This window comes from Achromobacter sp. D7-1, from assembly GCF_059760445.1.
The window spans coordinates 1-11697 of record NZ_JCBAMT010000135.1; the positions used below are offsets into that span (position 1 = coordinate 1).

Consider the following 11697-nt stretch of genomic DNA (forward strand, 5'->3'; position numbering starts at 1 on the left):
AGCCCGGCCCCGCAAGGCGGCTGTCCCCGGCGCGACGCAACCGCGCGCAGGGACACAACGCGCGCCGCGCCGCCGGCGCGCGCCATGACACGTAGGGGAATTTCATGACTAAAGAGCCGCACACGCCGGCCCCGGACCTGGAACAGCTGGTCGCCGACGCCGACCGCGGAGGCCGCAATGCCGGCGGCCTGGCGGGCGCCACGCTGGCGGCGGGCGCGCTGATCTGGTCCTTCTTCCAGCTCTGGTACGCATCGCCGCTGCCGTTCACGCTGAGCTGGGGCATCTTCAACGACACCGAGGCGCGCGCCCTGCACCTGGGCATCGCCATGTTCCTGGGCTACCTGGCCTACCCTGCCAGCAAGCGCTCGGCGCGCGACCGCATGCCCTGGTACGACTGGGCGCTGGCGCTGATGGCAGGCTTCTGCGGCAGCTATCTGTACCTCTTCTATAACGAGCTGGCGGGCCGCCCCGGCCAGCCCACGACCATGGACGTGGCCACCGCGGCGATCGGCCTGGCGCTGCTGCTGGAAGTGACGCGCCGCGCGCTCGGCCTGCCCATGACGGTGCTGGGCCTGGTGTTCGTCGCCTACGCCCTGGCCGGCCCCTGGCTGCCCGACGTGCTGGCGCACCGCGGCGCTTCGCTGGAACGCCTGATGTCGCACATGTGGCTGACGACCGAAGGCGTGTACGGCGTGGCGCTGGGGGTGTCGGTGTCGTACATCTTCATCTTCGTGCTGCTGGGTTCCATGCTGGACAAGTGCGGCGCCGGCAACTACATGATGCAGGTTTCATTCGCGCTGCTGGGACATCTGCGCGGCGGGCCGGCCAAGGTGGCCGTGGTGTCCTCGGCCGTCAACGGCCTGGTGTCGGCGTCGTCGGTGGCCAACGTGGTGACGGGCGGCATCTTCACCATTCCCCTCATGAAGAAGGCCGGCTACGGCGGCGTGCGCGCGGGAGCGATCGAGACCGCCTCGTCCGTCAACGGACAGATCATGCCGCCCGTGATGGGCGCCGCCGCCTTCCTGATGATCGAATACGTCGGCATCCCCTATACCGACATCATCCGCCACGCGATCCTGCCTGCCTCGATCTCGTACATCGCGCTGTTCTACATCGTCCACCTGGAAGCCCTGAAACTAGGGATCCAGCCCATGATGGCCTCGGGTCCGGCCCGCACGCCGCTGCAGAAGCTGGCCGGATGGGGCATGGGCATCAGCGGCACCTTGCTGGTGATGGGCGCCGCCTACTGGATAGGCACGGGCGTGCAGGCCATGGCGGGCGCCGCGGCCATCTGGGTGCTGCTGGCCATCCTGGCGGCGCTCTATCTATGGCTGCTGCGCATCGCGGCGCGCCATCCCGATCTGCCCCAGGACATCGACATCAACCATCCGGTGCGCCCGCAGCCCTGGCCCACGGTGCGCGCCGGGCTCTACTTCCTGATCCCCATCGGCATCCTGGTCTGGTGCCTGAGCGTGGAAGAACTGTCGGCCGGCCTCTCGGCGTTCTGGGCGGCAATGGCGATGCTGTTCCAGATGGTCACGCAGCGTCCGCTGATCGCCTGGTTCCGCAAGCAGCCGGCAGCCCCGGCCTGGCGCCAGGGCTGGCGCGACGCGATCGGCGGCCTGGAGGACGGCGCCCGCAACATGATAGGCATCGCCATCGCCTGCGGCACCGCCGGGCTGATCGTCGGCGCCATTACCCTGACCGGCCTGGGCCTGCGCATGACGGCCTTCGTCGAGCTGGTGTCGATGGGCAACGTGCTGCTGATGCTGATCTTCACGGCGGTGGTCTGCCTGATCCTGGGCCTGGGCATGCCGACCACGGCCAACTACATCCTGATGGCGACGCTGATGGCGCCCGTGGTCGTGGAACTGGGCGCGCAGAGCGGCCTGGTCATTCCGCTGATCGCCGTGCACATGTTCGTCTTCTATTACGGCATCATGGCCGACATCACGCCACCCGTGGGGCTTGCCACGTTCGCGGCTGCCGCCATCTCGGGCGAGGACCCGATCAAGACCGGCATCCAGGGCGTGACCTACGCGGCGCGCACGGCCATCCTGCCGTTCATGTTCGTGTTCAACCCCATGCTGCTGCTGATCGACGTCACCTACGGCTGGGAGCTGGCCCTGGTGGTGACGGGCGCCACCATCGCCTCGCTGACTTTCGCCGCCGCCACCATGCGCTGGTTCCGCGTGCGCTGCACGCTGGTCGAAGTCGGCGTGCTGCTGCTGATCACGTTCATGCTGTTCCGCCCGGACTGGTTCATGGACCATTTCGCGGCCCGCCATGAAAGCCGGCCCGCGTCCGAGATGCAGGCCATCGCGGGCGCGCTGCCCGACAATGGACGGTTGACGGTGGTGCTGCGCGGCATCAACCTGGAAGGCGACGAGCTGACCAAGACCGTGGCCGTCGCCCTGCCTGAATTGACCGACAACGCTCGCGGACAGGACGCCGGCCGCAAGCGCCTGGCCGAGGCGGGATTGACGCTGATGAGCCTGGGCGACCAGACGCAGATCGGCGGCGTGCGCTTCGGCAGCCGCGCCCAGCGCGCGGGCTGGGAACAAGGCTGGGACGTGGTGGAAGTGAAGGCGCCCAACCCGCAGCGCTGGTCCGACTTCTGGGTGTACGTGCCCGCGCTGCTGTTGTTGGCGGGCATGTGGACGCGCCAGGGCCGTCGGGATGGCGGCGCCGCCGTCGGCCGGCTGCGCGCCAAGCCGGTCTGATCAGTCCGCCCGCGCGCGCCGCCAGGCCGGCCATGCGCCGATGGTGAGCGCGCGCAGGAACCATTCCACCGGGCCGTAAGCATGGCGCCGCAACCACCATGCCGACAGCGGCAGCTGCGCCGCGAAAATCGCCACGGCGATGCAGAATGCCGCCAGCGGCGAAACCGAGGCGAACAGCCGCAGGCCCCATGCGGTGAACAGGAAGGCGCAGACGACCGACTGCATCAGGTAGTTGCTTAGCGCCATCCGCCCGGCCGGCGCAAGCCAGCCCGCCAGCCGCGCACCGGACGGGGTGCGCATCGCCAGCAGCAAGGCCGCGGCGTACGACATGCTGAGCAGCGGCGCGGTCAGCAGGTCGGCCGCCAGCCCCGGCAGTTCCCAGGCCACGCCCGCCGATGGCAGCGCGCTGAAGGCGTAGGCTGCGGACCCCGCCAGGCCAGGCCCCAGGCCCAGCGCGCACAGCAGCCACAGTGTCCGCGGCTGGCGCCAGGGGTCCGCCAGCGCATGCCGGCGGCCCAGCGCGTAGCCAGCCAGGAACATGGCGAACGCGAACGGCCCTTGCACGAACAGGACCGTGAACCACACTCCCTCAGTCAGCTCCTTCATATGCTGCGCGATGGTACTGCCTATGGTGCCCCGGTACGCCTCGATCGCGCTCAGCGCATCCGCGTAGTACTGCGCCGTGTACTCCGGCGGCACCGGATCGAGGTAGCTCAGCGCGCCCATGATGGCCCACAGCGACGCGGTCAGCACGATAAGCCACAGTGAAATGCGCAGCGCCCGCCTGGGCTCCATGCGCCGGCACAGCAGCAGGGCCAACCCCAACAACGCATAGGTAAGCAGGATGTCGCCTTGATAGAACAGCACGGCATGCGCCAAGCCCAGCAGCGCCAGGCCCGCCAGCCGCCGCAGGAAGCGCGGCGCGAAGGCCGCCTGGCTGCGCTCGGCGGCGCTCATCTGCAGGGTGAAGCTGTAGCCGAACAGGAACGAAAACAGCAGGTAGAACTTGGTCTCGAACAGCCAGGCGATCAGCCAGCGCACGGTCAGATCCAGCGGCTGCGAATAGGAGGGATCAGCGACGCCGGCGCCATAGAACGGCGAAGAGAACACGCCGATGTTGACCACCAGGATGCCGAACAGCGCGAAGCCGCGCAGCGCGTCGACCTGCTCCAGCCGCGCGTAGGTTGCCGGCGCGTTCATGCCTGCCTCCCTGCGGCTGCGGCCCGCCCGGCTTTGCCAGGGGGCAGGCAGCGCAATAAGGCCTGCTCCAACAGGCGGCTGCCCGCTACCGCGCCAAAAGCGGGATCGACCACCGAACGGCTGTAGACGCCGTCCAGCAGCAGCAACAAGGTGTCGGCCATTTCCGCTGGCGGCTGCGGCGGCAAGCGTTGCGCCCAGATTGTTTCCAACAGCGCCACCAGGCCGGCCTTGCGTGCAGCCTCGTTCTCCATCACCAGCGCATGCACCCGCGGGTTGCGCACGGCCTCGGCCAGGATTTCCATGCCCAGCCTGACGTAGGCCGGATCCTGATGCAGCGCCAACTGCGCGCCGACCCAGTCCGCCAGCGCCCGCCGCGCGTCCGGCGCGGCGCACGCTTCCCGCATGAGCTCGCGCGCCGACGCCGTGTCCGACGCGATCAGCGCTTCGACGATTTCGGCCTTGCTGCCGTAGTAATGGAACAGGTTGCCCGGGCTCATTCCGGCGCGGGCGCAGATCTGCGCCGTGGACGTCGAATGGAAGCCTTGCTCGGCAAAGCAGTCCGCCGCCGCGGCCAGTATCTGATTCCGTCGTTCCTGCTGCTTGATGGGGTCGATCTTGCGCATCTTTAATTAATAGACTGAATAGTCTATCTATTAAATACCGGGATCTCGCCGCTGGTCAACAGGCGAAAAAACGGCGGGCCGAAGCCCGCCGCATTCTTGCCTGCCCGCCGGGGCCTAGCCCAGCACCGGCGACAGCACCGGCTGCTTCGGCCGCACGTCCAGCGCCCGGCCCTTGCGCGCGCGCTTGCCGATGTACGGCGCCAGCGCATCGCCCACCAGGATGTCCTCGGTGTGCTTGTTGCGGTAGATGCCGGCAGCGCGCAGGCCGCCCGCGCCAATGGGCACGGTCTGGTCCAGCTTGTCGGTCCCGTCCAGCCCCATCAGGATGGTGCCACGGCCGCCGCCGGACAAGGTCTTGACCTCGTCCAGGCCGAAGACCAGGAACTTGCCCTTGTGCGAGAGCAGCGCCAATTGCTTGGCGCCGGCGAACAGCGGCACCGGACGCAGGAGTTCGTCGCCCTCTTCCAGGGTGATGAACTGCTTGCCGGCTCGCTGGCGGCTGACCATGTCGGACAGCTTGGCGGCAAAGCCGTAGCCGCCGCGCGTGGCCAGCAGCCAGCGGCTGTCGGGCGCGGCCGCGATCGTGTGGACAATGCGCGTGCCGCTGCCCAGGTCGATCATGGTGGTGACGGGTTGGCCGTCGCCGCGGGCCGAAGGCAGGCCGCCGACCGGCACCGAATAGACGCGCCCGTTGTCGCCCACGGCGATCAGCGTGTCGGTGGTGCGGCACTCGAAGGCGCCGTACATATCGTCGCCCTGCTTGAAGCCGAATTGCGAGGCGTCGTGGCCATGGCCCTGGCGGGCGCGCAGCCAGCCCTTTTGCGACACGATCACGGTGACGGGTTCGTCCAGCACCTTGGTTTCGAGCACGGCGCGCTCGGCGGTCTCGATCAGCGTGCGGCGGTCGTCGCCGTACTGCTTGGCGTCGGCCTCGATTTCCTTGACCAGCAGGCGCTTGAGCGAGGCGGGATTGTCCAGCAGTTCCTGCAGGCGCACCTGGTCCTCGCGCTTGTCCGCCAGTTCCTGTTCGATCTTGAACCCTTCCAGCCGGGCCAGCTGGCGCAGGCGCATTTCCAGGATGTCCTCGGCCTGCCGTTCGGACAGCTTGAAGCGTTCCATCAGCGCGGCGCGCGGTTCGTCAGATTCGCGGATCGTCTGGATCACTTCGTCCACGTTCAGGTAGACGACCATGCGGCCTTCCAGCACGTGGATGCGGTCGATGACCTTGTCCAGGCGGTAGCGCGTGCGGCGCACCACGGTGTTGGTGCGGAACGCAATCCATTCGACCAGGATGTCGCGCAGGCCCTTTTGGCGCGGCCGGCCGTCGGTGCCGATGCACACCAGGTTGATGGACGAACTGCTTTCCATGCTGGTCTGCGCCAGCAGGGTGTTGACGAATTCGTCGCGGTCCACGCGCGAGGTCTTGGGTTCGAAGACCAGGCGCACGGCGGCGTCCTTGCCGGATTCGTCGCGCACCGCGTCCAGCAGGTTCAACATCACGGCCTTGGCCTGGGTCTGCTCGGGCGTCAGGCTCTTCTTGCCGGTCTTGACCTTGGGGTTGGTGATTTCCTCGATCTCTTCCAGCACCTTCTGGCCCGAGGTGCCGGGCGGCAGCTCGGTGACCACCAACTGCCACTGGCCGCGCGCCATTTCCTCGAACTGCCAGCGGGCGCGCACCTTGAGCGAGCCGCGGCCGCCCGCGTAGATCTGGGCGATGTCCTCGGCCGGCGTAATGATCTGCCCGCCGCCCGCGAAGTCCGGACCCGGGATCAAGGCGTGCAGCTCGGCGTCCGGCAATTGCGGATGCTTGATGAGCGCCACGCAGGCCTGCGCCACTTCGCGCAGGTTGTGCGGCGGAATCTCGGTGGCCATGCCGACCGCGATGCCCGAGGCGCCGTTGAGCAGCATCACGGGCAGGCGCGCCGGCAGCATCTGCGGCTCTTGCTGGCTGCCGTCGTAGTTGGGCACGAAGTCCACCGTGCCTTCGTCCAGCTCGTCCAGCAGCAGCTTGGCGATGGGCGTCAGGCGGGCTTCGGTGTATCGCATGGCGGCGGCGTTGTCGCCGTCGCGCGATCCGAAGTTGCCCTGGCCGTCGATCAGCGGATAGCGCAGCGAGAAATCCTGCGCCATGCGCACCATGGCGTCATAGGCGGCCTGGTCGCCGTGCGGGTGGTATTTGCCCAGCACGTCGCCCACGACGCGCGCGGACTTCACGGGCTTGGCGCCAGCGGCCAGTCCCATCGCCTGCATGGCGTACAGGATGCGGCGCTGCACCGGCTTCTGCCCGTCGCCCACGTCAGGCAGGGCGCGGCCGCGCACCACGGAAACCGCGTAGTCCAGATAGGCCTGCTCCGCGTAGCGCGCCAGGGTGATGGCGGCATCGCCATCGCCGTCGCCATCGCCGCCGGGCGGGTTGGAATCGAACAAGCCAGGTTGATTGCTGTCGGTCATTATGTATTCAGGTAGACAATTTCATCGAAACGGCGTCAAAGCGCCTGCGCGGACGACATCAGTTGCGTATCGGCGACATGCGCGCGCAGCTGGGTCCGCACCGCATCCAGCGTGGCGGCGTCCTGCCCGCGCTTGGGGATGATCACGCCTTGCAAGGTGCCGAGAATGACATAGAGATGTTGCGGGGTTTCCTCGACGCGCCGCACATCGGACCAGTCCATGCGTCCGGAGGCAGTAGAAGTGGTGTCCGTGATGCCGTCGGCGCCGAAATCCAGCTGATGGCGGCCCAGGAACAACTCGTCGGGCTGCCTTTTCAGCATGCGGCGCGTGTTCATCCTGACCAGCGCCGGCAGGACGTACTCGTAGGCCAGCGCCAGGAGCATGAGGATGCCCAGGCCCACCGCCAACCCCTGGAAGTACACGGGCAGGATCCGCCCCCAGTTCGGCATATTGCCGTCCCAGGTCTGCCAGATCAGGTAGGCCAGCAGGGCCACGATCATCAGGACCGCGAAACGCAGATGGGAGCGATAGCGGCGGCGGCGCAGCTCCGGCCGCTTGTACACGTAAGCGGCGAAGTCGGCGTAGTCGTCGGCCGTCATCTCGACATCCATACGGGCTTGCCCGGGCGCGGACGCGGCCATCAGATGTCCAGCTCCGCCAGGTTGCCCTTCTCTTCGATCCAGGCGCGGCGCTGCGAGGACTCGCCCTTGCCCATCAGCATGTCGAACATGCGGGTGGTGTCTTCGGGCGTCAGGTCGCCATAGCCCACGGGCAGCAGGCGGCGCGTGTCCGGGTTCATGGTGGTTTCCCACAGCTGCTCGGGGTTCATTTCGCCCAGGCCCTTGAAGCGGCTGACAGCCCAGGCGCCTTCACGCACGCCTTCCTTGCGCAGCTTGTCCTGCGCGGCCTCGAGTTCGCCTTCGTCCAGGCAGTAGATCTTGCGCGCCGGACGCTTGCCCTGCGCCGGCACGTCCAGGCGGAACAGGGGCGGCTTGGCCACGAACACGTTGCCGGCTTCGACCAGCTTGGGGAAGTGCTTGTAGAACAGCGTCAGCAGCAGCACCTGGATGTGCGAACCGTCGACGTCCGCGTCCGACAGGATGCAGATGCGGCCGTAGCGCAGGCCCGACAGGTCCGGCGTATCGCCGGGGCCGTGGGGGTCCACGCCGATGGCGACTGAAATGTCGTGGATTTCGTTATTGGCGAAGAGCCGGTCGCGGTCCACTTCCCAGGAATTGAGCACCTTGCCGCGCAGCGGCAGGATGGCCTGGAATTCCTTGTCGCGGCCCATCTTGGCCGAACCGCCGGCGGAGTCGCCCTCGACCAGGAAGACTTCGGTGCGGGTCGCGTCGCTGGATTCGCAATCGGTCAGCTTGCCCGGCAACACAGCGACTCCCGAGCTCTTGCGCTTTTCCACCTTCTGGGCCGAGCGCTGGCGCGCCTGGGCCTGGCGAATGGCCAGTTCGGCCAGCTTCTTGCCGTACTCGACGTTGCTGTGCAGCCACAGATCCAGCGCGCTCTTGGAAAAACCGCCGACCAAGCGCACGGCGTCGCGGCTGTTCAGGCGTTCCTTGATCTGCCCCTGGAACTGCGGGTCCAGCACCTTGGCCGACAGCACGAAGCTGGCGCGCGCGAACACGTCTTCGGGCAGCAGCTTGACGCCCTTGGGCAGCAGGCTGTGCAGTTCGGCGAAACCCTTGACCGCGCTGAACAGGCCTTCGCGCAGACCCGATTCATGGGTGCCGCCGGCGGGCGTGGGGATCAGGTTCACGTAGGACTCGCGCACGGCGTTGCCGTCCTCGGTCCAGGCCACCACCCACTGGGCGCCCTCGCCTTCGGCGAAGTTCTCGTGGTCGGCGCCGGCGTATTGCTCGCCTTCGAAGAACGGCACCATCAACTCCGCCCCGGCCAGCGCCTCGGACAGGTAGCCGCGCAGGCCGTCCTGGTACTGCCAGGTCTTGGTGTCGCCGGTCTTCTCATTGACCAGGGATACCTTGACCCCCGGCAGCAGCACGGCCTTGCTGCGCAAGAGGTGCGTCAGCTCGCCCAGCGGAATGTTGGGGCTGTCGAAATACTTGGCGTCCGGCCAGACGCGCACGCGGGTGCCGGACTTCTTGCGGCCGCCCTGGTCATAGGGCGCCAGGGGCTCGGCCACGTCGCCGCCTTTGAAAACCAGGCGATTGACGGCGCCGTCGCGCCACACCACCACTTCCAGGCGCGTGGCCAGGGCGTTGGTAACCGACACGCCGACGCCGTGCAGGCCGCCGGAGAAGGCGTAGGCGCCGCCGCCCGCCTTGTCGAACTTGCCGCCGGCGTGCAGGCGCGTGAACACCAGCTCCACCACGGGAGCATGCTCTTCGGGATGCAGGCCGACGGGAATGCCGCGCCCGTCGTCCTCGACGGAAACGCTGCCGTCGATATGCAGCGTGACCTGGATCTGCTTGCCGTAGCCGGCCAAGGCCTCGTCTGCGGCGTTATCAATGACCTCCTGCACGACGTGCAGGGGGTTTTCGGTTCGGGTGTACATGCCCGGGCGCTGGCGCACGGGCTCCAGTCCCTTCAGGACGCGAATGGACGCCTCGGTGTAACGTGGAGTGGCCAAGTTATCCCCAACATCTGTGGAAAAAAACCGACATTTTACGGATAAGCCTAGATTCTGCGCGGCTCCCAGTGGGATGAGCACGACCTGAGCAGCTCCGAATTCGGTAGGATGATGACAGTCACAGCCAGCGCATCGGGGCCACACGGCTCGGATCGCGACAACTGCGCCGCAACATCCTACACAAATCCAGCAACTCCTGTTGTTATTAACAGTGGTATGCCTGTTGTTATTGACAGTGGTATGCTTGAGTCCATCCACAAACAAGAACAACGGCGAGGCGCGTCCCTTTTTACGCGCCTTTTGCTGCCGAACCGAGAATCACCATCATGAGCGACCAAATCAAGAACGTCAGTGACGCCAGCTTCGATGCCGATGTGTTGAAATCCGGCCAGCCGGTGCTGGTGGACTACTGGGCTGCCTGGTGTGGCCCCTGCAAGATGATTGCCCCGATCCTGGAAGAAGTCGCCACGGAGTACGCCGGCCGCCTGACGATCGCCAAGCTGAACGTCGACGAAAACCAGGGCACCGCCACCAAGTACGGCATCCGCGGCATTCCTACCCTTATGCTCTTTAAAGACGGCCAAGCCGCCGCCACCAAAGTTGGCGCGCTGTCGAAGTCGCAACTGACCGCATTCCTGGACGGCGCGCTGTAAGCCGCGTGCCGTGAACGAAGGCGCCGCCCTCGGGGCGGCGCTCATTCAATACCGCGTGTGCCCGTCCGTGGCGCGCCGCCAGAACTCTCCTTCACTCTCCCCCAAAATCCCACCGCGATGCACCTCAACGAACTGAAGGCGCTGCACGTCTCGCAGCTGCTGGAAATGGCCGCCGGCCTGGAAATCGAGAACGCCAACCGCCTGCGCAAGCAGGAATTGATGTTCGCCATCATGAAACGGCGCGCCAAGCAAGGCGAGCAGATCTTCGGCGACGGCGTCCTCGAAGTCCTGCCGGACGGCTTCGGCTTCCTGCGCTCGCCCGAGACTTCGTATCTGGCCAGCACGGACGACATCTACATCTCGCCCTCGCAGATCCGTCGCTTCAACCTGCACACCGGCGACTCGATCGAAGGCGAAGTGCGCACGCCCAAGGATGGCGAGCGCTATTTCGCCCTGGTCAAGGTCGACAAGGTCAACGGCGTGGCGCCTGAAGCGATCAAGCATCGCATCATGTTCGAAAACCTGACGCCGCTGCATCCGAACCGGACCATGCGCCTGGAACGCGACATCAAGAGCGAGGAAAACCTCACGGGCCGCATTCTTGACGTCTTCGCCCCCATCGGCATGGGACAGCGCGGCCTGATCGTCGCCAGCCCCAAGTCCGGCAAGACGGTGATGATGCAGCACATCGCGCACGCCATCACCACCAACTACCCCGACGCGGTCATGATCGTCCTGCTGGTGGACGAGCGTCCCGAGGAAGTGACCGAAATGCAGCGCACGGTGCGCGGCGAAGTGGTGGCCTCGACCTTCGACGAACCCGCCACCCGCCACGTGCAGGTCGCGGAAATGGTCATCGAAAAGGCCAAGCGCCTGGTCGAAATGAAGAAGGACGTCGTGATCCTGCTGGACTCGATCACCCGTCTGGCCCGCGCCTACAACACCGTGGTGCCGGCTTCCGGCAAGGTGCTGACCGGCGGCGTGGACGCCAACGCGCTGCAACGCCCCAAGCGCTTCTTCGGCGCGGCCCGCAACCTGGAAGAAGGCGGTTCGCTGACCATCCTGGGTACGGCGCTGATCGAAACCGGCAGCCGCATGGATGAAGTCATCTATGAAGAATTCAAGGGCACCGGCAACTCCGAAGTCCACCTCGAGCGCCGCCTGGCTGAAAAGCGCGTCTACCCGTCGATCAACCTGAACAAGTCCGGCACTCGCCGCGAAGAGCTGCTGATCGCGCCGGACCTGCTGCAGAAGGTCTGGGTGCTGCGCAAGTTCATCCACGACATGGACGAAGTCCAGTCCATGGAATTCATCCTGGACAAGATGCGCGCCACCAAGACCAACGCCGAATTCTTCGACATGATGAAGAAGAAGTAAGCCCCGTCGCGGTCCACGGCGCCTGCGCCTTGGATCCGGCCATGAAAAACGCCCTGGGCGCCAAGCGC

General features: G+C 66.5%; 8 protein-coding genes. 3 read left to right on the plus strand and 5 right to left on the minus strand.

Annotation, left to right across the window (positions count from 1 at the left end):
• Window positions 1-104 precede the first annotated feature (104 nt).
• Window positions 105-2723, plus strand: a complete 2619-nt coding sequence (locus AC6LKD_RS31510; RefSeq protein WP_498118446.1) for a TRAP transporter permease — start codon at window positions 105-107, stop codon at window positions 2721-2723.
• Here AC6LKD_RS31510 and AC6LKD_RS31515 read toward each other — a convergent pair whose 3' ends face one another.
• From AC6LKD_RS31515 to AC6LKD_RS31535, 5 genes are all read right to left on the minus strand, one after another.
• The gene (locus AC6LKD_RS31515; protein ID WP_498118447.1) at window positions 2724-3923 is read right to left on the minus strand and encodes a DUF418 domain-containing protein; all 1200 of its coding nucleotides are present in this window, start codon (window positions 3921-3923) and stop codon (window positions 2724-2726) included.
• Window positions 3920-4546: a TetR/AcrR family transcriptional regulator gene (locus AC6LKD_RS31520; protein WP_013392790.1), complete on the minus strand. Its 627-nt coding sequence runs from the start codon at window positions 4544-4546 to the stop codon at window positions 3920-3922. Before AC6LKD_RS31520 ends, AC6LKD_RS31515 begins: the two co-directional genes overlap by 4 nt.
• Before the next feature lie 114 nt (window positions 4547-4660).
• Window positions 4661-6997, minus strand: a complete 2337-nt coding sequence (parC, locus tag AC6LKD_RS31525) for a DNA topoisomerase IV subunit A (protein ID WP_492276740.1) — start codon at window positions 6995-6997, stop codon at window positions 4661-4663.
• A 35-nt stretch (window positions 6998-7032) separates the two neighbouring features.
• Complete coding sequence (locus AC6LKD_RS31530; protein ID WP_498118448.1) at window positions 7033-7638, minus strand: YcxB family protein; 606 nt, start codon at window positions 7636-7638, stop codon at window positions 7033-7035.
• Window positions 7638-9599, minus strand: a complete 1962-nt coding sequence (locus AC6LKD_RS31535; RefSeq protein ID WP_013392787.1) for a DNA topoisomerase IV subunit B — start codon at window positions 9597-9599, stop codon at window positions 7638-7640. Before AC6LKD_RS31535 ends, AC6LKD_RS31530 begins: the two co-directional genes overlap by 1 nt.
• Window positions 9600-9925: 326 nt before the next feature.
• Here AC6LKD_RS31535 and trxA point away from each other — a divergent pair, with 326 nt between their 5' ends.
• A complete protein-coding gene (gene trxA, locus AC6LKD_RS31540; protein ID WP_006218534.1) occupies window positions 9926-10252 on the plus strand; it encodes a thioredoxin TrxA in 327 nt (108 codons plus the stop codon).
• Window positions 10253-10369: 117 nt separating this feature from the next.
• The gene (gene rho / locus AC6LKD_RS31545; protein WP_006218533.1) at window positions 10370-11629 is read left to right on the plus strand and encodes a transcription termination factor Rho; all 1260 of its coding nucleotides are present in this window, start codon (window positions 10370-10372) and stop codon (window positions 11627-11629) included.
• The last annotated feature ends 68 nt before the right edge of the window (window positions 11630-11697 follow it).